The sequence below is a fragment of the Bacteroidales bacterium genome (genome assembly GCA_022647615.1).
Lineage (GTDB): Bacteria > Bacteroidota > Bacteroidia > Bacteroidales > UBA932 > Egerieousia.
This window is the reverse complement of the sequence record JALCKZ010000001.1, coordinates 1,683,440-1,706,877: the sequence shown is the minus strand read 5'-3', so window position 1 is coordinate 1,706,877 and position 23,438 is coordinate 1,683,440. Positions and strand designations below refer to the sequence as shown.

The 23,438-nt window shown below is 37.3% G+C and carries 23 protein-coding genes; 4 read left to right on the top strand and 19 right to left on the bottom strand.

The window, feature by feature from the left end; all coding sequences use genetic code 11:
- Positions 1 to 14 precede the first annotated feature (14 nt).
- The 14 genes from LKM37_07415 to LKM37_07350 all read right to left on the bottom strand — a co-directional run bounded on the left by LKM37_07415 (position 15) and on the right by LKM37_07350 (position 11,240).
- Positions 15 to 401 (bottom strand): hypothetical protein, encoded by a 387-nt coding sequence (locus LKM37_07415; protein MCI1720814.1) that lies wholly within the window; start codon positions 399 to 401, stop codon positions 15 to 17.
- 21 nt (positions 402 to 422) lie between these two features.
- Positions 423 to 1,307 (bottom strand): GLPGLI family protein, encoded by an 885-nt coding sequence (locus LKM37_07410; GenBank protein MCI1720813.1) that lies wholly within the window; start codon positions 1,305 to 1,307, stop codon positions 423 to 425.
- Between the two features lie 56 nt (positions 1,308 to 1,363).
- A complete protein-coding gene (locus LKM37_07405) occupies positions 1,364 to 1,579 on the bottom strand; it encodes a TIGR04149 family rSAM-modified RiPP (GenBank protein ID MCI1720812.1) in 216 nt (71 codons plus the stop codon).
- A 143-nt stretch (positions 1,580 to 1,722) separates the two neighbouring features.
- Positions 1,723 to 2,283 (bottom strand): HlyD family secretion protein, encoded by a 561-nt coding sequence (locus LKM37_07400; GenBank protein ID MCI1720811.1) that lies wholly within the window; start codon positions 2,281 to 2,283, stop codon positions 1,723 to 1,725.
- A gap of 10 nt (positions 2,284 to 2,293) precedes the next feature.
- Positions 2,294 to 2,680 (bottom strand): hypothetical protein, encoded by a 387-nt coding sequence (locus LKM37_07395; protein MCI1720810.1) that lies wholly within the window; start codon positions 2,678 to 2,680, stop codon positions 2,294 to 2,296.
- Between the two features lie 31 nt (positions 2,681 to 2,711).
- Positions 2,712 to 3,020, bottom strand: coding sequence for a hypothetical protein (locus LKM37_07390; GenBank protein ID MCI1720809.1), 309 nt, complete (start codon positions 3,018 to 3,020; stop codon positions 2,712 to 2,714).
- A gap of 11 nt (positions 3,021 to 3,031) precedes the next feature.
- Positions 3,032 to 5,245 (bottom strand): peptidase domain-containing ABC transporter, encoded by a 2,214-nt coding sequence (locus tag LKM37_07385; protein ID MCI1720808.1) that lies wholly within the window; start codon positions 5,243 to 5,245, stop codon positions 3,032 to 3,034.
- Between the two features lie 3 nt (positions 5,246 to 5,248).
- Positions 5,249 to 6,121 (bottom strand): GLPGLI family protein, encoded by an 873-nt coding sequence (locus LKM37_07380; protein ID MCI1720807.1) that lies wholly within the window; start codon positions 6,119 to 6,121, stop codon positions 5,249 to 5,251.
- Positions 6,122 to 6,155: 34 nt separating this feature from the next.
- Entirely contained in the window at positions 6,156 to 6,440 is a 285-nt protein-coding gene (locus tag LKM37_07375) for a TIGR04149 family rSAM-modified RiPP (protein MCI1720806.1), read from the bottom strand.
- 29 nt (positions 6,441 to 6,469) lie between these two features.
- Positions 6,470 to 7,387: a hypothetical protein gene (locus tag LKM37_07370; GenBank protein ID MCI1720805.1), complete on the bottom strand. Its 918-nt coding sequence runs from the start codon at positions 7,385 to 7,387 to the stop codon at positions 6,470 to 6,472.
- Positions 7,388 to 7,632: 245 nt separating this feature from the next.
- A complete protein-coding gene (locus LKM37_07365; GenBank protein ID MCI1720804.1) occupies positions 7,633 to 8,886 on the bottom strand; it encodes a radical SAM peptide maturase in 1,254 nt (417 codons plus the stop codon).
- Between the two features lie 157 nt (positions 8,887 to 9,043).
- Positions 9,044 to 10,015 (bottom strand): GLPGLI family protein, encoded by a 972-nt coding sequence (locus LKM37_07360; GenBank protein MCI1720803.1) that lies wholly within the window; start codon positions 10,013 to 10,015, stop codon positions 9,044 to 9,046.
- A gap of 25 nt (positions 10,016 to 10,040) precedes the next feature.
- On the bottom strand, positions 10,041 to 10,979 hold the full coding sequence (locus LKM37_07355) for a GLPGLI family protein (protein ID MCI1720802.1): 939 nt from the start codon (positions 10,977 to 10,979) through the stop codon (positions 10,041 to 10,043).
- Positions 10,980 to 11,051: 72 nt separating this feature from the next.
- On the bottom strand, positions 11,052 to 11,240 hold the full coding sequence (locus LKM37_07350) for a hypothetical protein (GenBank protein MCI1720801.1): 189 nt from the start codon (positions 11,238 to 11,240) through the stop codon (positions 11,052 to 11,054).
- 300 nt (positions 11,241 to 11,540) lie between these two features.
- Between LKM37_07350 and LKM37_07345 the strand changes: the two genes are divergently transcribed.
- Entirely contained in the window at positions 11,541 to 12,215 is a 675-nt protein-coding gene (locus LKM37_07345; GenBank protein ID MCI1720800.1) for a response regulator transcription factor, read from the top strand.
- Here the strand turns inward: LKM37_07345 and LKM37_07340 are convergent.
- A complete protein-coding gene (locus tag LKM37_07340; protein ID MCI1720799.1) occupies positions 12,169 to 13,485 on the bottom strand; it encodes a HAMP domain-containing histidine kinase in 1,317 nt (438 codons plus the stop codon). The genes LKM37_07345 and LKM37_07340 overlap by 47 nt on opposite strands.
- A 126-nt stretch (positions 13,486 to 13,611) precedes the next feature.
- On the opposite strand from LKM37_07340, the gene LKM37_07335 reads away from it, so the two are divergent.
- Positions 13,612 to 13,836 carry a hypothetical protein gene (locus LKM37_07335; GenBank protein ID MCI1720798.1) on the top strand — a complete coding sequence of 75 codons (225 nt, stop codon included), beginning with the start codon at positions 13,612 to 13,614 and terminating at the stop codon, positions 13,834 to 13,836.
- A 124-nt stretch (positions 13,837 to 13,960) separates the two neighbouring features.
- Here the strand turns inward: LKM37_07335 and LKM37_07330 are convergent, their stop codons facing one another.
- Together LKM37_07330 and LKM37_07325 are read right to left on the bottom strand one after the other, a co-directional pair.
- Positions 13,961 to 16,624, bottom strand: a complete 2,664-nt coding sequence (locus LKM37_07330) for a hypothetical protein (GenBank protein ID MCI1720797.1) — start codon at positions 16,622 to 16,624, stop codon at positions 13,961 to 13,963.
- 297 nt (positions 16,625 to 16,921) lie between these two features.
- The gene (locus LKM37_07325) at positions 16,922 to 17,800 is read right to left on the bottom strand and encodes a GLPGLI family protein (protein MCI1720796.1); all 879 of its coding nucleotides are present in this window, start codon (positions 17,798 to 17,800) and stop codon (positions 16,922 to 16,924) included.
- 161 nt (positions 17,801 to 17,961) lie between these two features.
- Here LKM37_07325 and LKM37_07320 point away from each other — a divergent pair, with 161 nt between their 5' ends.
- Positions 17,962 to 19,344: a HAMP domain-containing histidine kinase gene (locus LKM37_07320; GenBank protein ID MCI1720795.1), complete on the top strand. Its 1,383-nt coding sequence runs from the start codon at positions 17,962 to 17,964 to the stop codon at positions 19,342 to 19,344.
- Entirely contained in the window at positions 19,341 to 20,048 is a 708-nt protein-coding gene (locus LKM37_07315) for a response regulator transcription factor (protein MCI1720794.1), read from the top strand. The genes LKM37_07320 and LKM37_07315 overlap by 4 nt, the downstream gene beginning before the upstream one ends.
- A gap of 753 nt (positions 20,049 to 20,801) precedes the next feature.
- On the opposite strand, the gene LKM37_07310 is transcribed toward LKM37_07315, so the two are convergent.
- Together LKM37_07310 and LKM37_07305 are read right to left on the bottom strand one after the other, a co-directional pair.
- Complete coding sequence (locus LKM37_07310; protein MCI1720793.1) at positions 20,802 to 22,433, bottom strand: S41 family peptidase; 1,632 nt, start codon at positions 22,431 to 22,433, stop codon at positions 20,802 to 20,804.
- Positions 22,434 to 22,481: 48 nt separating this feature from the next.
- Positions 22,482 to 23,435 carry a ribonuclease Z gene (locus tag LKM37_07305; GenBank protein MCI1720792.1) on the bottom strand — a complete coding sequence of 318 codons (954 nt, stop codon included), beginning with the start codon at positions 23,433 to 23,435 and terminating at the stop codon, positions 22,482 to 22,484.
- Positions 23,436 to 23,438: the final 3 nt, after the last annotated feature.

Sequence of the window (23,438 nt, the reverse complement as noted above, 5' to 3'; positions counted from 1 at the left end):
TAAATTTACTTATTTCAAAGCAGCACTTGCGAGATATCAACAGTATCAATCCTAACAGGAACGTCTGCACAATTCAGAACTTCTCTAATTGAATCTCTTTTTGCAACGGCCCATTTAAGCTTTAATTGATAGGGATGCTTTATATCTATCTTAATGTTTTTCACTAGCTTATACCCAACGTTTTTTGACGAGTCCACAAAAACTCTATTTTCCCATGCTCCATCCTTGTAAACGAAAAATAGTTTTCTCTTTGTCACCTCTTTACATGTTGTGCCGTTAAAAATTTTCTGTGCCCAATCAATCTTTTCTTTCTTATTCTTTTTACTTTGAGACCAGCAAGTTACCGGCATGATTAATAGTCCAACAAACAATAGCATAACTAATTTTTGCGTCGTTTTCATAATGTGTTTTTTAATAAAAATTTATTCATTCTCAATTGCAGGAATTTGCGGAATGTCAATATTTTCACCAGGTTGTAAATATCCATGACCCCCAACATACAAGTTAGACCCTTGTGATCTGTAAAGTGTTCCAATATCCTTCCATTGCATATCAAAGACCTTTCTATAACCACTTCTGTCAGTTTTAACTACATGAGGAGCTTGATCAAAATATATGTTTTTAATTCTTTTAGGCGTTGTGATTCCTACTGCAACCCAATCAAAAAAACCATCATAGTCTGAGATTTTCATAATCAGCCCTGGTAATCCATTAAATTTATAAGGACCATATTTTATGGGAATATCAGGAGCAAACCATGCATTATAATGCCTGCCACAATACTGCGCAGTTGCAAAAAGACAATGATGCCCAATAATTGTGGTATCTTTATTTGGTTCAAGATTCCAATTAATTACAGGGATTGTTTCCTCATAACAATAATCATAATTAAGAACCAAAGAGGTCAAAAAGAGGTTTCCATTGCTGTGGAAATTAAAATAAACATCTTCTAAATCTGGATAATACTCGCGTTCAATGCCAAGCTTAGACCGCCAATCAAAATTCACATTCACTGTCACAGAGTACAATGAATCTCTTTGCTCACCTAAATAGGAATGATAGCGGATGTATCGGTTGCCAATTTCCAAGTATTTAATATCTGTATTTTTGCCTTTCTTTGATTCATCATCAAAGTATTTAAATTGATATGTAATAAACAACTTACATGTATCAATAACTCTGTGTGTATATTTTGAGCCATACCGAAACCTAACACCAATTCTTCTGCCTGATATTTGTCCGTGTAGTGGAAGAACAAATAACAACAACAACAAAATTATTAGCAACGATTTTTTAATTGTTTTCATATATCTTAATTGTTATTACAATATTAATAGCGCCAAGGAAACCTCTAAATATTCATTTATCCCTTTACTATAACAGTTGGAACAAAACCGTTAAAATCATTAGGGATATCTAGATCATAATTAGCCTGGCCATTATCTTGGAGAGTGGAACCTCCTGGTTTCCCTTCATACTTACATGCACATCCACAATTGCCAGCTCCACCTGACAAACGCCGCATCATTTTCTTAGATGCTATTTCTTTGGACAAACTACTTAAATCAATTTTTTTCATTTTAGTAAAATTTAAAAATTAGAATATGCGTTTTTTGCAATTGATTTATACAGATTGCTCTCTGCATCTAAGAGTTACTATTCATAGCAATTCTTAAAGTTTGCTATTCCATTTTAAAATCTATGTCTCCAAATTGTCATTTTTTAGTTGTTCTTGAATAAAGATCTTATAGGATTGATCAGCTGCTCTATCAGCCTCATGTCCTCTGTTATTATCTCTCCGGTTCCTTTCATCTGCTGGATAAGGCTGATGTTTTTCTTGTATGTAGTGCGCAGACCTTCAGGAAAATAGACCTCCACCTGATAGTTGTTGTCTTTATCCGGCACAGCGGATATGCTTGTAATTATTCCGCTCAGTTTTCCAAATTCCATGTATGGGTAGCCTTCAAGCGCAACCAGAACTCTTTGACCATCTTTCACTTTGCCAAACCCGGAAGGCGGCACCGAAAGCCTTCCAATCACCTTAACATTGTCGTCCGGCACAATGCTGGCCAGTCTGTCGCCGGATGTAATCCTCTGATTATTGCTCCAATAATTAATGAACGTCATCTTGCCTGCAACAGGTGCAATCAATGCGTAATTCTCTTTCCACTTTTCAATTGCAGCAATAAGTTCCTGCCTGCTCTTGCCAAGTTTTCTCTCATATTCCTCAATTTCATTCTGTCTTTGCATATCCAATTCAGTAAGCTGCTGCCTGCTTTGCATAACCTGCAGCTCAGCGGGACGTAATGTTTGCGTCTGAACTAAGCTTTGACTGTTTGCCCTGCAAAAAAGTGCGCGCGGACTTCTCTATATCACCTGTTGCAATAGTCTTGGTGCTGTATAAGATAGAATCTCTTTCATACCCTTTTCTTACATAGGACATCTCCTTGTTCACCAGTCCATTAATCTCTTTCAATTGTCCTGCATAAGCAGCATTCTTTGATATCTGGCTGCGTATAAGATTTTGTTTTTTACCTATCAGATTTATGGAAAGATATGTTTTATATTCAAACGCAAGGCTCTGGTATTGAGCAAAATCGGCTTGTATGTCTCCCAACTGATAATTGCCTGCTATCCAACTTTCATTTACTGTTACGCTAAACGGTTTGCCCAATGTCATCCTAATGTTTCTTTCCAAGAATGCAACTGATTCATAGTCCGCCGTATTTTCCAGCGTTGCAATAACCTCCCCTTTTCTTACCTTTTCTTACCTTTTCTCCGTCTTTGACAAACAGTTGCTCTATCCTTCCGTCATATCTTGCAACAAGGTCAGCAGGAGGATTGAGTGTTGTAATTACAACAGTTGCAACAACTGTCTTGGGGTACTTTATGAAGTAACACCCCAACAGCAGCAGCAAGATGGCCCCAATGATACATATACCCCACCTTGTTACCCAAGACGGAATGCGTCCCATTATCTCACGGACCTCATCGCTGTAAAAATTCTCTTCAGATGGCATATGCAACAAATTTAGTTTCCCAGTTCCAGCTGGTTCTTTATCAGCTGGTAGTAATATCCTCTCTTTGCAATCAAATCCTTGTGCGTTCCCTCCTCTGCTATCACTCCCTTGTCCAGCACAACAATATTGTCTGCATCTTTTACAGTGCTTAGCCTGTGGGCCGCAATAATAACTGTCTTACCTCTAAAGAGCATTTTAAGATTTTCCATGATCTGCTTTTCATTATTGGCATCCAGGGAATTAGTGGCCTCATCAAAAATCAGATACCTTGCATCTTTGTAGGCAGCTCTTGCTATCAGCAGACGCTGTTTTTGTCCGCTGCTCAGTCCGTGACCTGATGCTCCAATCTTTGTGCTGTATCCAAGAGGCAGCTCATCTATGAATGTGTCTATGTTTGCAAGTTTTGCTGAGCGCCTCACCTTTGACATATCCGGAACTTCTTCAGACACACCAATATTGTTTGCAATTGTATCTGAAAAGATGTATCCCTCCTGCATGACGGCTCCACAAATTTTTCTCCAGCAGCTCTCACTGTATAAATCCAATTTTCTCCCACCCAGTAACACTTTGCCCTCCACTGGCTTATAGAAGCCAAGAATCATCTTAAGCATTGTCGTCTTGCCGCTTCCGCTGGCTCCGACAACGGCCGTAACCTTGTTGGGCGGGATTGTTAGGTTTATATTGTTGAGTACTTTATCTGAATAAGGCCCTTCATACTGAAATACAACATTTTGAAACTCAAGGGCGGAATCGCCTGGGATGTTTCTTATTTTCTCAATGCCATCCGGCTCCTCGTCATCCTTCTCAGTTATCTCGCTCATTCTGTCCAGTGAAATTTTTGCATCCTGGGTTGACTGCACAAAGGAGATGAACTGAGATATTGGCGCATTAAGCTGTCCAATAATATATTGCATGGCCATCATCATTCCAAGCGTCATACCTCCTTTAATGACAGAACTTGCGGCCATAAAAGAAATGAGGACATTCTTTGTCTGATCAATGAAGGTGCCTCCTACCTCCTGGGTCTGAGCCAGTGTCAGCCCCTTGATGCTTATCTTATAAAGTTTTGCTTGAATACTTTCCCACTCCCATCTCTTCTGCTTCTCACAGTTGTTCAGCTTGATGTCCTGCATGCCTCCTATAAGCTGGACTATGCTGCTTTGATTGTTGGACGCCTCCTGAAATCTCATGTAATCCAGCTTGCGCCTCCGCTTCAAAAAAGTCATGACCCAGAAAATATAGAGCGCGCTGCCAAGGATGAACACTCCAAGAATCCCAAGATTGTATCCGCACATTATAATGCCGTAAATGACAAATGATACGGCTGCCATGATGATGCTCAGCAGCGAGCCTGTAAGAAATCTCTGTATTCTGTCATAGTCATCTATTCTCTGCAGAATGTCACCAACCATCTTGCTGTCAAAGAAGGCTATGGGGAGCCTCATAAGCTTGCTAAGGAAATCGCTTATCAATGAGATGCTTATACGCGTTGTCATGTGCAGCATGAGCCAGCTCTTGATAAGATTGTTTGCCATTTGACCGAGCACAAGTACAACTTGTGCAATTAGTATCATAACTACAAAGCCAATGTTGCCGGTTCCTATTCCCGTATCTACAACTGACTGTGTGAGAAACGGAAGCAGAAGGCTCAGCCCTCCCGCTATGAGCATAGAGAGCAGAAGCTGGGCGACATAATTTCTATACGGAAGAAGGTATTTCAAAACATAGGCAAAGCCCATGCGCTTGTCTTCATCTCCCTTTTCTTTGTAGAAGGCCGGCGTTGGTTCCAGAAGAAGAGCAAAGCCCTTTCCATTTGTCTGCCAGGACTTTAAAAACTGCTCTTCCTTATATTTGAGCAGACCTTCCGCCGGGTCCGACACATACACTTCATATCCTTTGGATTCTCTATTGCCGCTAAAAAGTTTTCTCTTTGTTTTGGCAATTTTATACACTACTACAAAATGCCTTTGATTCCAGTGAACGATGCATGGAAGGTTGGCTTCATCACGCAATTGCTCCCATGTGATCTTTACACCAGCTGTGCGAAATCCAATGGACTCGGCCGCATCACTGATGCCAAGCATGGACACTCCTTCTCTGGTTATGTGGCATCTCTCACGTAAGTTCCTAAGAGAGTAGCTCTTACCGTAGAAGGAAGAAACCATCTGCAAACACGTGGGGCCGCAGTCCATGGAATCTAGCTGCATACAGTGGGGGAAAAACATAATCTATTCTTTCTCAATCTCAGGAATTTGCGAAAGGACAATCTGACCTGGCTCAAGCCATCCTGTACCAGCCATAAAAACCCCGGCTCCTTGAGATTTGTACAACATTGCAATGTCCTTCCACCTCATATTTAATAGTTTTAAATATCCTTTTCTATCAGTTTTTACCACGGTTTTTCCCTGTTCAAAGTACATTGGTTTAATGTTTTTAGGAACGCTTATACCTGTTGCGGTCCACCTAAAAAATTTCTCTGAATCCTCTATCTTTAGTATCATTCCCGGAAGACCATTAAACTTGTACGGGCCGTATTGGATTGGAATGTCTGGTGCAAACCATGCTGTATAATGGCGCCCGTAAAAATCAGTTGTTGCCATATAACACTTATGGTTAATAATTGTAGTATCCTGACCGTCAATCATCTTCCATTCCATCTTTGGGATAGGCTCTTGGTAACAATACTCATAGTTTATCAAAAGAGCGGTAAAAAATAATTCACCTTTCTTTAGGTAATTAAAATATACATCCTCCCATGTGGGATTATTATTTACACCCAATTTATCACGCCAAGAATAATGAGTACTATGAATTTGACCTAGTGAATCCATTTTCTCTCCAATGATACTATGATAGCGCACATATCTGTTCCCTACTTCGACTTGCTTAACATCATAACATGCTTCATTTCCTTTATATTGATCCATGCTATCAAAAAACTTAAATTCAAATGATATCAAACACTTACAAGTATCTATAGTGTAATGAGTCCATTTACTACTCTTAATTTTGCAACGCTGTTCACCTTGAGCAATAATTATATTTGGGATGAGCGTAAAACAAATAAATAAACATATAATAGTTTGATTGATACTTTTCATAGATTTATAGCAATTGGAATGAAATGCGCAATATCTAGTTAGCCACAATTATATCAGGATCTGTTGTATCACATTCTTTTTTGTTGGCGACAACCACAGCTGGCAATAGAAAGCCATTAGTAACCCCATCATCTTGTATTCCAGCAAGATTATTTGCAACACCATTATCAAAATAAGAAGACCCACCAGGTCTACCCTCGTACTTGCAACCGCAAGAGCAATTACCTGGCTCTCCCTTAACATAGCCACCCCTTAAATTTTGCATCTGTTTCCTAAGAGCATTTGATTGTTCAGTACTGATAAGATTTAACTTTTTCATTATATTAATTTTAAAATATTTTGCCTACTCTATTTTAGTTTTTCGGCTTCCACTATATCACAAAGATTACATTTATGCGTCACCAATTCATAATTTGAAGGCGAAGGGCATAGCCACTGATAAACACATTGTCTGCAACGTCCTTTATTTCTTATAAGCAACCATGCTTGCTGTTTTTTTAACGCATTAGTGATTAGCTGATATATGGAGTTTTTAATTGTGCCAATGGGTTGCATGTTTACATTTGAATACACACTTCCATCTGGCATAACAAACATATCGCCAAAGAAATTTAGATTAATAGACTGATGCGCAAAGACCTCCCGTTTTGACAATTTAATTGCTCTAATGCTCTTGTTGTCCATATAAACATCCTCTTTGAAAAATTTTATATTATTTCTAAAAATTGGGATAACATTATATTTTGATATATGGGCAGATAGCATGATATTTTTTGTAATAAAATACTCATTTTCATTGAAAATAAGAACATTGGAAGATCCGATATTTTTTAATCTATTAACGATATCAGATTTTAATGTACTGCCCAGAAAAACGAAATGAAATACATATCCTAGATGAATTGCTTTTTTTATGAGTCTAGTACTAACAACATCATCTGCGAGTGTGTATAATACGACATCTTCTTTCATAAAGTAAAATGCCTCAAGGATTTTATTCAGACATTTTGAATCATTTATATCAGATATGACAAGATTTATTTTAATATTACAGCTCCTATAAAACATTTTAACAAATAAAACGGCATCATCTGTATTAAGAGATTGAGTTGTTGATATAGGAAATATCGTTTGTTTGTAATGATCAGTTTTCAAGCAAGTTCCACCAATATAAAATGTTATAGAGGACAAATAACTTAAATTCGGTTGCCCGTTTTGAATACTTAAAAGAGGCATATATGAAATAACGTTATCGTTAATTTTCACAAGTGTACCATAATGTGTTGATGTTATAATGCAAATAAATTTTTTTCAAATTCATCCAAGTACATATCATCAATCACTACAGAATATAGGTTATCAGGACTTCGAAAGGACATTACATAACTTGGCAACAGATGGAGATACTATAAATTCTGATAATTTATATGTTTCAGAATTGTATAACAACCCCTTATCTCTTTTAAACCATAAGAAAGTGGAAGGATAAAGTATTAACTTATTTTTCATTATTAGTCAACTCTAACTTTTGTCATTATCTTCTTATAAAGCTCTGGATATTTTGCAAGATGCCCTAAACAGTACGAGCAGTACATGTCATAACGTTTTTTATCCATAAAACCCAGACATGATGGATGTTGTGATTTTATATCAGGGATATAGTGGAAACATTGAATACAAGAACGTTTTCTATAACATACAGAACATTGTCCCCTAACTTTAGCAATGTATCTGTTAAAGATTTTTGCAATCTTGTCTAAATCCAGATGTACTTCATTTTCGGAAACAGTGCCTAGAGAAAATGAATGATCAATCCTTTCACACTGCAAAATTTTTCCATTCACAGTTACAAACATTTTTTTTGCAAATGGAATACATGTCCCAGTATTTGTGCTTAATATTTTTTCTGGATTTACCAGAAATGAAGCATAGCTTTTAAAAACATTTCCACTATATTGATGGAGAAATAGAAGTAAATCATTTGTCTTTGGATCTCCTAAAAAAAGTTTTCTCTCAAGTGCTTCACAATTACTTGAATTTTTTATGCTCTCAATTTTGTTTCTAAATGTTCTGTCATACTCATCCCGCTTATCCTCTCTAATTTCTGAATTATTTAATTCAGAAATTGTTGTCTCTTTATAAAAGTTTTTTTTAATAAAACTATATGTACCACCAACACTATTCCTGTTATGCAGTACAGAGTTAAAATTCACGTGTTCATTATAATATTTAGGATATTTAGCTTGAAGTGCTTTAACATTACTAATGACTTTGTCAAATGAATTTTCTCCAGTTGTTTTTGTAACTCTATAACTCTGTGCCCTCCTATTTCCATCCAAACTTATAAGTAGACTAAATTTTTTCTCAACTAAGAAATCCATATATTTATCCAAAAGCATTGCATTAGTTGTCATAGAAAAGAGTATATCCCGTTTAAGTTTCAAACTTTCTATATAAGCAATTATTTCTTTAATAAATCCGATATTCAATAGAGGCTCTCCGCCATAAAAGCTTATATATGTGAGCGGATTTTCTTCATTAGTTATATTAGCATTCCAAATATTTGACAAATAATTTAGTAGCACTTTTGCTTTGTTGACTGAAAGGTATTTAGATTCCCTCTTATCATAACCATAATATAGATCCCCGTAACCGCAATACCTACATTTAAGATTACAGGCATCTGTCACCTCAAAAACCAGTTGTCTAAGATTGACTAAATTATTCTCAATCTCATCTGGCTTAATATCTCTAAATTTATTCATTACTAATGATTTACAAACTCAATAAGGCAAATTTAAAACTGAATCATAGGATGTATCATCATGAATCTATCAAAATCTTGCACTTAGCAAAATTGATAATCAAAGTTCTGGCGAAAATGCCTGTTTGCTGTATAGGCAAACAGGCACTAAAAAACATTTATTCTAGTTCCAAACGAGGTATGTAATATTTTGCTCTCTCTAATGCTGTTTCCTTTTCGTTCAATATAGAATTAGTCTTAAGGTCCACACGATAATAATTCGTACTTGGATCATGCATCTTCATTAATCCCATAGGGTCCTCCCATTCAATCTTTTGCATACTCATAACTTGTTTTCTGCTAACCTTTTTGACTACTAGCAATGATTTCTTTGAAGGAAAAGCCTTTGGATCATGTATATAGATGTCACCAGGTTTCTGACTTATACCTACCGCCTCCCATTTGAACAGTCCGCTTGACTCCTCCACTCTTAATATCAATCCAGGCAAACCATTAAACTTCCATGGTCCGCACGTTACCGGAATTTCCTCTGTAAAATATACTTTATAGTTTCTGCCTCTAAAATTGCCTGTTGCAACTTGACAGCCATACCCAAGAACTTTAATGGACGAACTGCTGTCTGCTATCTTCCAGTGGAAATCTCCCAGAGGCTCCGTATATTCATAATCCACCCTGCAAATTAGTATCCTGCATGTTACAACACCTTTCTGCTGATAGTTCTGATAAAACATTTCCTGTCTCTCCAATTCAGACGGCTGCATCCACCCAGAATGATCAAACCTGTTTATATACTCACCACGCTCACCATACTTTGACGCATGGGGATGTGTTTTAGTATACTCCCGCTCCTTTAGAAGAATGGAATCTACCTTGTCCGCATTAGTACTATAGTATCTGGAAAAAGTATCTCCTACCTCCAAATTATGCATATCAAAATATTTATGTTTTGTTACAGTGTCAATCGCATACGTGAACTTGTAAGTAACTGAAAAATTATACTTTCCAATCACCTTTTTCACAGCCGCATCTCTGTGATAGACGCCGAACAATCCTCTAGTGTGAATTTGTCCAATTGCTATTATTGGAGTGAATATAAAAAAGAACAACACCAATAGTTTGATTTTTTTCATAGTTGAATAACCTCCGCTAATTAATTTACTCTAACTCCAATGGCGGAACATAAGGATCCATAAATCCTGATGGATTTATATCTTTTATATCTCCCATTTTAAACTCTTTTGTATGAGGATTTTGTGTCATATACCCCTGAATATGTTTGCCGTGGAGTTGAAGCAAATAAAGCGGGTCTTGCCACTCCAATTTCTCAAGTTTTTGAACAATTGCACGTGTCGTTTTTTTAATTTTCATATACGGAACACTTGGCATGGTACGCCCTACGGATGGGTCAAAAATGTAGATATCTCCATCTTTTTGTGATACGCCTATAGCTTCCCAAATAAACGTATCACTTTTCTCCTCTACTTTCATTATTAATCCGGGCAATCCATAAAATTTCCAAGGGCCGTAGCTTACTGGAATCTCCTCTGTGTAATAGACTTTATAATTGCGACCTCTAAAAGATGTGAATGCTATCTTACAGTTATAGCCTAATACGTTTGCTACTGAATCTGAATACTGCCATACAAATGCATTCACAGGCTCACAGTATTCATATTCTGTATTAACAATTGCAACCCTTGAAAGAAGAGTTCCCTTGGATGGATAGTTCATGTATATATCTGAATATCTCTCTTTTTCATATGGTTGTCTATTCATACTATACTCATAATGGTCTGCCCCAACCTTATTTTTAACGGGGAATAAACGGTTTTTGTACATTAAAGAATCTACAATATCCGCATCTCGGCTAAAATATCGTGAAAAGGAATTTCCAACTTCTAGCTTTTCTATGTCAAACATCTTAACCTTAGAAATTGTATCTTGCTCGTAACTAAATTTGTACACTACAGACAAATCATATTTGCCTATTACCTTTTTGCTTGCTACGTCTCTTGGATACGTATGATATAGTTGTGCAAGACATGGCAGTGTTGATAGCAACAAAGTAATAAGCATAGAAAATTTTCTTATCATAATTATTCTTATATCTAGCTAATATGATATTATTTTCAACATATATACTTATTTGAATACTTATAATTTAGGTTATGATCTTTTAGTTGTGGGTGTACAAACAACCACAGTATGCGAGTTATCACCATTTTTAGACTGATTCTTATCTGGATCTGTATTCACGGCATTTGCTGACATGTTGTCATCAATAGATGACCCCTCATTATTAGCGTAATAACAGCTACAGGAGCATATTCTGTTGCCGCCATTTAAAAGATTCATCTCTTTTTTTGACAGAGACATTCGTTCTTGTGAATTAAGCTTTAATGAATGCATAATAATTATATATATTAATTGTTTGCCTACTCTATTTTAGCTTTTCGGCATCTGCTATATTGCTTACCTGATAGTTAGACAAACTTGCTCAGCATGATCCAATGAGCAAATAATCTTTACTATAATCTTTTTGTTTTTAACAATTTATGGTTTCTTTTTTTACAAATTTAGAACTCAATTTTAGGATGTATTATCATGAATCTATCAAAATTTATTAACTTTGATTGGTGAGTAAAATTTGTAAATATGATTAAATTACTGTTAGTTGAGGATAGCATTTCATTGTGCCGAACAATTAAGGCTTCATTAGAAGATTTGTACGGTGACTATGAAGTAATTTGCGCATACAATGGAAAAGATGGACTATCTTTAGTAAAGGGAGCAAGGCCTGACATCATTGCAACAGATATTGATATGCCTGAAATGGATGGGAACAAAATGATTGACTTAATAAGAGAACGAGGAAATAACACCCCCATTATTGTGTTAACAGGCAGAATGGATTTGACACATCAAATTGGTGCAGATGCATATATTAAAAAACCTTTTGATGCAATACAACTTAACATGAATATCAGATCAATCCTTCAGTCAAGGGGATATGGATATAAGGATAAATATTTAATAGGCAAATACGTATTCATTCCGCCACTTAATCTAATCAGGTATGAAACAAACGAACAAGCAATAACACATACTGAATCTAAGATTTTAGAGATGCTTTGTAGGAATATTGGAAATGTAGTTAAACGGACCAACATCACAGAAACATTATGGAATCGCGATGATGAAGGTTCATATCATAATCTAGATACAAGGATATTTGCCATTAGGAAATATTTTAATAATGACGACACTGTCAAGATAGAAAACATTAGGGGTGAGGGTTATATGCTTTCCGTTGAGGAAAAGCAAGGATAATCTTAGTGTATTTTTTCAATTCACTTTCAATTTTCATACTTCCGCCCAAGGCTTTCATTACAATGTAAACATAGTGAAGACCAAGCCCATACCCACTTTTCCCTGTGGCGTTATCCCCCCTTTCAAACTGTTTATACAAAACACATTTCTTATCATGTGGGATACCTAAGCCGTTATCGGTTACAGAAATTTCTATATTATTTGCATTCTGACAAGAAGCTAATATTATTTTTACCGATTCACCAGAATATTTTATTGAGTTATCAATTAAATTTATGATCATCTCAGATAAATAATCAATATCTGTAATCACTTTAACAGCTTTCACATCATACTCAAATAATATCTTCTTTATCTTAATAAATGAATACTTATCAGCAATTTCCAAAAAGAGGTTAAAGACATTTACCTCTGAAAAATTAAATGCTATTTTCTTACTGTTCAGCTTTGCTATAGTCAATATTTTGTCACACTGCCTTTTTAAATTTTCAGATTCATTGCAAATATTGTCCAAATAATGTTTTGGCGGAATTTTATTATTATCATAAAGTATATTCATTGTTTTTCCTGCCAGCATTATTGCTGTTAACGGGGTTTTCATATCATGCACAATAGCATACGTATGGTCTTGTCTCATTTTAGAAATAACACTTTGCTTTATAATTATCCTAATTTGCAGAATCAAACAAATAATGACAAATAGCATAACAATCATTGAAAAAAGCAATAGCCAAAACATTTTTCTTATTACAACATAATAAGGATTATGAAAAACAGCTTGCACCCCATATGAATAATCTGCATATAGTGGAATTATCTGAGAATAAAACTTTTTAGCAAAACCTGCATTCTTGTTTGCGAAATAATTTATTTTTTTTGCGTATAACGAGCTGTCTGTGCTGAAAATTCCCAACTTAATTAAAGGCTTATCTACACCCCTGGAATGTAATTTCTCCTCCAAGATTTTTTTTACATTCTCAAGCACAATCGGTCTATGATATTCTTTAGAAACAAAATCATTATAAACAGAATAATCGTCAGTGGAAACCACACGTTCATCGTCAGACACTCCTATAGCCAGTGCGTCATGCCCTTTCATTGAATTAATTCTATTGGTTAATTCAATATCAAGAGACTCTCTTAAACACAACTCAAAATCATAGTACAAACTTTTTTCATAGGACTTGTAATTAGTAAATAACCATATTACTTGTAAGGGTACAATAGAAAGTATTGCTGCAAATGATAAATATTTTATAAATTTTCCCACAAATAAATTTGAATTAATATTACGCTAATTTAATAATTTTATAAGACTTATAAAATCTTGATAAACTCATGATACTACATAAAGGTTTATTCGTCTTATTTTTATAAAAGTAATTATTATAAAAATATGAAGAGTTTTAAATTACCTACATTAGAGAAATGTGCAATATCAAAAAAAGAAAAGGAATATATCAAAGGTGGCAAGTGGATATGTAGATGCAGCTGTTATATTGACAAGAAAGACAAACCACTAATAGATGATGTTAAAATGTCAAATGTTCGCACAAAGGGTGATACTATTGATGGATATGGAGACATTACAACAACTGTAATTGTGTCAGACGAGAACTAAACGGCTCATAACTAAAATATTACCTCCATACTATTTCCTTTGCAAATTTGAACAACATAAAAACAAATCTATGTCTCCAAATTGTCATTATTTTCTGGGAGCAATAAAGTTTTTGGTAGCCGCCTTACCTCAATGAAAACCTTACGGTAAAAAGTACTGAGAGCGGACGGAGCTTGTAGTTATATTCATAGTCTGTGATGTCTGTAAAGACCCTTCTTTTGAAATTTTTAGTATTCAGCAAGTTGCGGCAGTTAATCATGTACTCGAATTTTCCTTTTTTTATAGATAAATAGGCATCTGCAAAGAACATATTTTTGCTGCCGGATGAGATTCCGTCATTGAAATAATGTTCTCCGGATATGGAAAAGCTGATGCCTTTTGGAAATACAAAATCAAAGTCCATATATTGATGAATTGAATTGACTGCATTCATCTTGAACGAACTATTTTTAATGTAACTTTTGTTCCAGAAGTAATATATATTGTACTTGGCCCCAAATACTTTGGAGATTTTTACATTGAATTCCATTGAAGGAACAATGCTTCTTGTACGTATTTTCATAATCTCCCCTTGCCTTAAGACATGTGAATTATTAACAGAGTAAGAGAGAGGAATAGAAATTTTTGCCTTGCCGTCTAAAAAGCCTTTACCTATTTGCCCGGAAAGTGTATAGCCAGAGGTATTATTATCAATCTCATAGGACTCCACTTTAGAGAGAGAACCATAGTATTTTACTCCATACATAAGATTATACTTTGCATGGCTGCAACTTGCTTTAAAAGAGTAAAATAGTTCTGATATTGCATCTGCATAATCCAATCCGATATAACAGTTTTGGTTACTTATTTTGGATACTTTGCCCTCACTTCCTGAGACCGTTCTGTATTCACTCATTATATAGCCGCTATAATTTGAATCTCCCATTCCCATAGAATTATTTGCTGAAGCTCCAGCATAGGCCTTATATCCGGGCGAAATCTGATAGTTAACGGTAACACTTGGAGATAGCATCAATTTATGCTGATTATCAATATTGTGCAGTTGCCGGTCATTAATCTTAAGGTATGCAAAATCCGCAGTGCACATCAAAGAAATATTGATATCATCCCTTGCATATGTAACATCTCCCGTAAAATAACCGTCCAGACGCTTGGATATTAGATTGTTATTCAGAGAGTCCGGGGCTGAAGGACCCGATAAAGTCCCTGATGCAGCAGCGTTATCCTCGTATAAAGAGCTTGTCATCTTGTAATGTTGTAATGACACTGCAGGCACACATCCAAAACTAAATTTTCCAACTCTGTACTCTATCTCAGCAGAAGAAGAGGCGTTAAACGAGTCAATACCAGTATTTTGCACAGCACTCTTTCCTGACGAAGACACATCTCCAAAGATTTCCGGATATATAACAGGACTAACTCTTAGCATAGAAGGCAAATGAAGATATGAAAGATTTGCACTAAATGCACAACGCGTATTTCCAAAATATTGAACAACAAAAGTATTATCTCTCAATTTATATGCAGGCATCCTCATTCTTTGCAGGCAGGTATCCCCTCCCGTAATAACACTGCCATGATTTTTATTCCATTGTGAAGTAAAATCAAACTTGTTGGAAAAATAAGATTTTGAGTTGTTTGCAACAAAAGATGAACTTAAATCTATATTGTCCGTACCTGAATATGCATGCGTATTTTCCTTAATATCAATTGGTTCTTTGCCGTCAATATAATAAACCGTATTTGAAAAAGAATTAAACTTTTGAATATCATGGTAATAGTTCAGATTAAACTTTAGTGTGTTGTCTTTCTCCTCACTAAGCTTGAAAATTGAATTAATAGAAATAGCCTGCGTTTTATTGTCCATATATCTGGAAAGTCCGGTATTTGGAGCGCTTGGAAAATGTACATCAATCATAGAACCAATCTCCTGTTTGGTTCCATATAGAGAAGACATTTCAGATAAAATATCACTCCCGCTATTATTACTTTTATACGTTGTAAAGAACTGGAACTTAGATTTAAATTGCATTAGTACCGCACCCGCATTCCACATTAGAGGCCTGTATCCGCCCCCTCCAGTCAATGTATATGCAAACACTCCTTTTGACTTGTTTCTCAATTTTAGGTTCAAAGCCACAGCATCAGAAAAGACTTTATCTCTCATAGATTTTATTGGCTGATGATTCTCCAGAACTTGCACGGCGGCAACATCTTTGGAAGGAATGTTATTTACCGCCAGTCCGTATTTGCTTCCCATCATATCCATGCCTTCTATGTAGAACTTGCTGATGCTCTTGCCGTTGTAGAGCACTTCACCGGAACTTTTAACCGTAATGCCAGGCATTTTTTTCATCACATCCGCAATTGCAAAATCCATAGAATCTCTGTAAGCGGAAACATTGTAACTTAATGTATCACTTCTCCTTGTTATCGCCTTGGGCTTAACCACCACATCATCAAGCTTTAAGGCTTGTGCAGAAACAGTGAAATCAATCTTTTGAGAAATATTTTTTATTCTCCTTTCCACTGTTTTTATGTTGAATCCTGTAATTTTAAGCAGCAAACTGTCGCGATTACCAGAATAATTTACACTGTAATTCCCAGAAGAATTTGCAGACGAATAACTGAGCAGAGACTTGCCGTCTTTGGAGAATAACAACACATTGCTCCCTGCGGCAGGTTCTCCGGTATCTTTGTATCTAACTGCGCCACTTATGTTTACCTGCTGTGCCGCTACGCTACTGCATAACAATAGAATAAGTGCAAGAAGTAATGAATGCCTCATAATAGCTTACTTTAAATTTACCTATTTCAAAGCAGCACTTGCGAGATATCAACAGTATCAATCCTAACAGGAACGTCTGCACAATTCAGAACTTCTCTAATTGAATCTCTTTTTGCAACGGCCCATTTAAGCTTTAATTGATATGTAATAAACAACTTACATGTATCAATAACTCTGTGTGTATATTTTGAGCCGTACCGAAACCTAACATTAACTCTTCTGCCTGATATTTGTCCGTATAATGGAAGAACAAATAACAACAACAAAATTATTAGCAACGATTTTTTAACCAAAGCATTATTCATTCTCAATCTCAGGAATTTGCGGAAGTGACACCTGTCCAGGCTGCAAATATCCTATTCCTCCAACATAAACCCTGGCACCCTGTGATTTATAGAACATACCTGGATCTTTCCAAAACATGTTCAACATCTTCAAATACCCTTTTCTATCCGTCTTTACCACCGTTTTTGCCTGCTCAAAATACATAGGCTTGATAGTTCTCGGTGTGACTAGACTTATTGCGGTCCACCTAAAAAATTTCTCTGAATCCTCTATCTTTAATATCATTCCCGGAAGACCATTAAACTTGTACGGGCCGTATTGGATTGGAATATCTGGTGCAAACCATGCAATATAATGGCGCCCGCAAAAATCAGTTGTTGCCATATAACACTTATGGTTAATAATTGTAGTATCCTGACCGTCAATCATTTTCCATTCCATCTTTGGGATCGGTCCAACATAACAGTATTCGTAATTTATCAGCAAAGAGGTAAAAAAAAGTTCCCCACTCTTAGGATAGTTAAAATATACATCCTCCCACGTGGGATTATTATTCACACCAAGCTTGTCATGCCATGAATATTCCTTACTGTAGACATGACCCAGAGAATCCATCCTTTCACCAAGGTAAGTATGATAGCGCACAAACCTGTTCCCGACTTCCACGCGTTTGGTATCGTAATAGATATCGTCTCCACTCTTGGTCTTGCCCATCTCACCGCAAAATTTAAACTCATACGTCACAACATATTGGCAAGTATCTATCGCAAAATGAGTCCACTTGCTACCCTTGATCGGATAACGCTGTCTGCCCTGAGAATACCCAGTTAATGGCAGAAATAATAATGTTGCCCCAATAATCACAACAAATAAAAAATTATTTTTTTTCATATATTAAGCTTATTTAACTGACAAACAAGCACTACTACTACTTTAACTCAATTCAATAAGATTTTTCAGTAGCAAAATTGAACAACCTAAAAACAAATCCATGTCTCCAAATTGTCATTTTTTTCTAGGAGCCGTAAAGTTTTTGTAAGTTTACAATTGGAATGAAGAAAGTCGTTGAATATCTCTCTTTTCTAGCCATTATTGCAATCGTTCCTCTGCAAATGCTGTGGGTTGCGCACACTTACAATGAAATGCGCACCAATATGTACAACACTGTAGATGAGTGCTTTAAAAAAGCAATGGAGGAGGAGCTGATGAACAGAATAGATTCCATCAGGTCAGAGCAGACAATCTTCATAGAACTTTCACGCGGCGGTGTTGGCCTATCAACCAACAGATTTGTTGAACTGAGCAGCATGGCTGACACATATCATAGCAAAAGAGACTACACTTCAATAGGAACGTACTTTGCAAAAGAACTAGCACTCAAAAACATATATGGCCTGGAATTTTTAATAGGAGAATCCAGAACAGACAATTTATTTAAAAAAATTTCTAGAAATTTTGTGACTGTACATTGGGATAGCAGTCAGTTTGTAGAGATATCTTCTTCTGACCCAACGGTTTTTGAAGATGAAGGATATTTTGCAAAGAACACTTCCAGGGAATTCAGAACCCACATAATACCCGTAAATTCAGACTTTTCACTTGGAGCATGGGCAATAATCAAGAATCCTTATAAGAGCATTCTAAAAAACATGTGGGAACTTGTTGTATCAACTTTTATAATAATTGTTTTTGTCATTTTCTGCCTTGTAAAACAAATCAATATTATCAGGCGTCAGAGAGAAATTGCAAAGATGAGGCAGGACCACACTTATGCCATGATACATGATATGAAAACACCTCTAAGTTCAATATCTTTAATTTCAAAAAGCCTTAACAGTAATGCTTTAGGAGATAATGAACAGTTAAAGGGAGAATATCTTACTACGCTGATGTCAGAAGCAAAACATCTTCTGGATTTGTGCAATAAAGTCCTTGCTATTGCAAAACTGGAGCAAAAGAGATTAAAGTTTGAAACATCCAGAGTTATAATACAGCCGGTACTTGAATCTCTTGCAGAGAAATACAAAGTTGAAAATTCAGACAGAAAGATAAACTTCATAATAGATTGCAGCAAAGGCAAATACGTTGACACAGATAAAGATTATCTTATTGAGGCGCTAGAGAATTTGATAGAAAATTCTATCAAATATTCAGACAATGAAGTTACTATAGAATTATCTTCTGAGCTGAAAGGCAATTATATTCAGATTTCCGTAAAGGATAACGGACATGGGATTCCTCCTGAGAATCTTAAGAACGTTTTTGAATTATTTGAAAGAGGAAAAAATGTCTCTGAAGGAAGCGGCCACGGAATTGGCCTTAACTTTATCTATCAGATAGTTAAGGGCCAAGGAGGTGACGTGAAAATTTACAGTGAATTGAACAAGTTCACTAATGTCATATTAATGTACCCCTTAAAACACAGCATATTATGATAAAGGTTCTGTTTGTAGAGGATGATTCCGGGCTCAGGTTTATTGTGAAATCAGAGTTGGAAAAAGTAATTGGAGGCTACGAGGTAACTCTTGCTCCCGACGGTAAAAAGGGACTTGAATCTTTTGCTGCAGTATGCCCGGATGTAGTTGTAACTGATGTAGATATGCCGGTAATGGATGGCAATGCAATGGCTGCTATGATAAGGAAGAGAAATCCGGATGTTCCAATAATCATACTATCAGGATTAACAGAATCAAATGATTTTAAAAAAGGTTACGCTTCCGGCGTTGACACATACCTTAAGAAACCTTTCACCAAAGAGCAGCTGGACGGACAAATAAAATCATTGCTAAGAAGAGCCAATAGTGACAAATCCATATATCTTTTCAAGATAGGACATTACACGTTTGACAGAAGCAAAAATGTGCTGATGTTCAATACATCTGAAGAAAAGGTTGACAATGCAGACAGCAGTGATATAAAGCTGACTCCAAAGGAGGCAGATGTGCTGGAGGTTTTGTGCAAGCACAAAGGAAGCATTGTAGAGCGCAGCAACTTAATGAATCAGGTATGGGGCGCAGATGATTACTTCACCTCACGCAGCCTTGATAATCACATACTTAAGCTGCGCAGGCTGCTTGAAAGAGATGCTGCCGTGAAGATTGAAACCTACAAGCGCACAGGCCTGATGCTGAGAGATTGAATTTGCATGCTCCCTGCGGTCGCGGACTCGCGGCACTGCCGCTCGTCTTATAGAACATCTTCCAAGCAAAGTTGAAGTTATGTCTTGCTCTGCAGCCATGAGGTTTTAGGCGCCATTGCCGTGCTGAGCGCAGGTTGAAGAGGGTTGTCCGAAGATGCCCCGCTCTACTGCTGAAAATTGCTCAAAACCAATGGCATCTGAGTTCCCTCTTCAACCAAGTACAGCCCAGGCAATAAGCCGTTAAAAAACCGTAGGCGCAAGCAAGAGCATAACAAGACTTTGCATGCGATGAGATTATCAAAAAAGTTCTGTAGGCGGAACTGTGAATCAGATAGTTACAATTCGGCCGATCCTACAGATTCGGCCAAACTGTATGTAGCTGATACTCAATGGCGACAGCAACACTTATATGATTAGGTCGGTTTAGTTATGCGAGAATTGCATGTGCCGCTTTGCGCCACATGAAGAGCATTCCGCCAAGATTGCATGCTCGCTCTGCTCGCATGCATACGGCCCGGCACAAAGCGCCGGGCCGTTTTGTGGTTTGACGCGCTGTCGCGCGAGGAAGCACGCGCCTCCGGCGCGGCTGCGCGGCTTTCAGCCGCTCCGCTGCCGATTATCTTCCGAACTAGCCTTGTAAATTGCTGATTCACAAGGCGCCCATGAAAATCGCAGCATTAAAATTGATATTTTCATGGAAGTACTGATAATCAGATAGATACAGGTATAGTTCGCTCCTGCATTTAAGGGAATTTATTTCAGAACCTCCAGGGCTTTTTGGACCTCGGGGTCTGTGGCGTAGTCATATTTCAGATAGCCGTCCAGGCCATACAGCGCTCTGACTATAAGGCCTTTGAGGTTCTTGCGGATTTCTGCGCCGGAGGTTTTTAAGTCTGCCTCTGAGAATTCTACGCCATGGGATTTGGAGTACGCAAGGAATTCATTCCAATAACTGTCGGGAACTTGATAGTCCTTGGCAAACTGCTCCATATTTTTGTACTGCGCATTAAATTCTTTGCGGTGATTATCTGTGTAAATATTCACAAAATCTGTCAAAACACCTTTGTTCACGCACTTGATGTAACTCTTTGAATAGAAGGAAGTATCAAGCGGCATAAAGACATCAGGAATGATACCGCCGCCGCCATAAACAATGCGTCCTTTTTTGAGAGTTTTAAACTTTAAGGAGTCATTTATCTTGATGCTGTCTTTGTTAAAGCGCTCGTCAGAAAGATACCTCTTTATAACGTTCTCATAATATTTATCAGCCTCGCCGTTTTCATAAGGAGATTGAATTACACGGCCGCTTGGAGTATGATAACGGGCAATCGTAAGACGCAAGCGTCCTCCATCCTGCAGCGGAAACTCTTGCTGTACAAGGCCTTTGCCAAATGAGCGGCGGCCAATAATAGTGCCTCTGTCCCAATCCTGCATTGCGCCGGAAACAATCTCGCTGGCAGAAGCGGAACTCTCATCAATCAAAATTGCAAGAGGAATATTTTTCAAAATTCCCGCACCGTTTGCAATATCATCTGTACGATTTACAGCACGTCCCTCTGTATAAAGAATAAGCTGCCCCTTCTCAAGGAACTCATTAGCAATGGTTAACGCAGTTTCCAAATATCCCCCGGGATTACCGCGCAAGTCCAAAATCACTCCTCTAAGTTTCCCCTTGTGGGCCGACATATACGCTTTAAGCGGTGTCATCATCTCATTGTAAGTCTCTGCTCCAAAACGGCTTATGCGAATCATCATAATACCGTTTGAAATCTCGTAGGCAGCATCAACCGTATTCAAAGGAATCTTATCTCTGGTAATTGTAACATCAATCTCTTCGTTCACTCCCCTTCTTAAAATTGCAATGTTAACTTTTGTACCGCGGTCCCCTCTAAGATAACCCAGCACACGCTTGGTAGTCAGATGCGTACCGCAAATAGACTCCCCGTTGACTTTTATAATTTTATCGCCTGCATGCAGTCCCACTTTTTCAGAAGGACCTCCCGGAATAACACTTTGTACTGATAATGAATCATTTATAATAGCATACTCTATTCCTATTCCGTCAAAATTTCCTACCAAAGGCTCCTCCATCTCCGCCACATCCTTAGCAGTAATGTAAACAGAATGAGGGTCCAGCTCCTGCATCACCTTTGTAATTGCATTATCCGTAATCTTCTGGACATTCACCGTATCCAGGTAAAAATTAGAGAGATAGAACAAAGTCTGCTTGTACTTGGCCCCTGCAAAATTCAAATCAGATGAGTTATAATTAATTGAAGGGTATGTGCGCGGAGTATTCAGATAGCTCTGCGCATTGGCACTATAAACTCCTGCTGTACAAATAATTGCAGCAGACAACAATAATCTCTTTAAAAATCTTGACATAACAAATAAAATAATTTTAATCCCGACAGGTGATTAACCAAGCGCCTCTTAGTGAGCAGCCAAATTTTTGGTATCTGACACTGCGGTCTTAACAGGGATATCAAATTTCGTTCCCTCTTTTGACAGGTAAGTTTCCGGGAACACTTTACGCGCCTCAGCCAAAAGGACTTCCACGCTTCTGTAACGGGAAGAATAATGGCCTATTACAAGCTTGCCGGCACATGCATCTTTGGCACATTGAGCTGCATCTGCGGCAGTAGAATGAAAAGTACTCTTAGCAAGCACATCCAAATCATTACCGTAAGTAGCCTCATGATACATCAGGTCAACGCCCTTAACCCATCCCGGCAATTCACGGAAAGGAGCTGTATCACAGCAGTATGCAAAACTGCGCGGATAAAACGGCGTGTAAGTGAGTTCAGAAGAGAGCAACGTTTCACCGCTATCGCGAGTAATATTATTTCCCTCCTTAAGCCTTGCCATCTCCTCAATAGTCAAATGCTTCTCCTCTATTTTCTCTTTAATGATATTTTGCTGCGGCGCCTTCTCTTTAAAAAGATAGCCGTATGTTTCCACTCTGTGCTTAAGAGGAAACGCATATACATCCAAAGATTTAAATTCCAGTATTTTAACAGGCTCCTTACATTTGACGGCATGCAGAACTACCTGATACTTAAGCCCGCCAAACTGGTGCAAAAAGAAATCCAGAATGCTCTGCATCTCAGCCGGAGCATACATGTGAAGCGGAGAAACTCTCCCTACCATATCCATTGTGGAGAGCAGTCCGAACAGACCAAAAATATGATCCCCGTGCAGATGAGAGATAAAGATATTATCTATTCTCGCGATAGATAATCCTGCTCTTGTCATCTGTATCTGAGCGCTTTCCCCGCAGTCTATCAAAAACAAGCGCCCACCTATGGTTAGTATGTGAGCGCTTGGATATCTGTTAGAAGTGGGACGCGCAGATGCGGTACCCAATGTGGTAAAAGAAAATTCCACTAA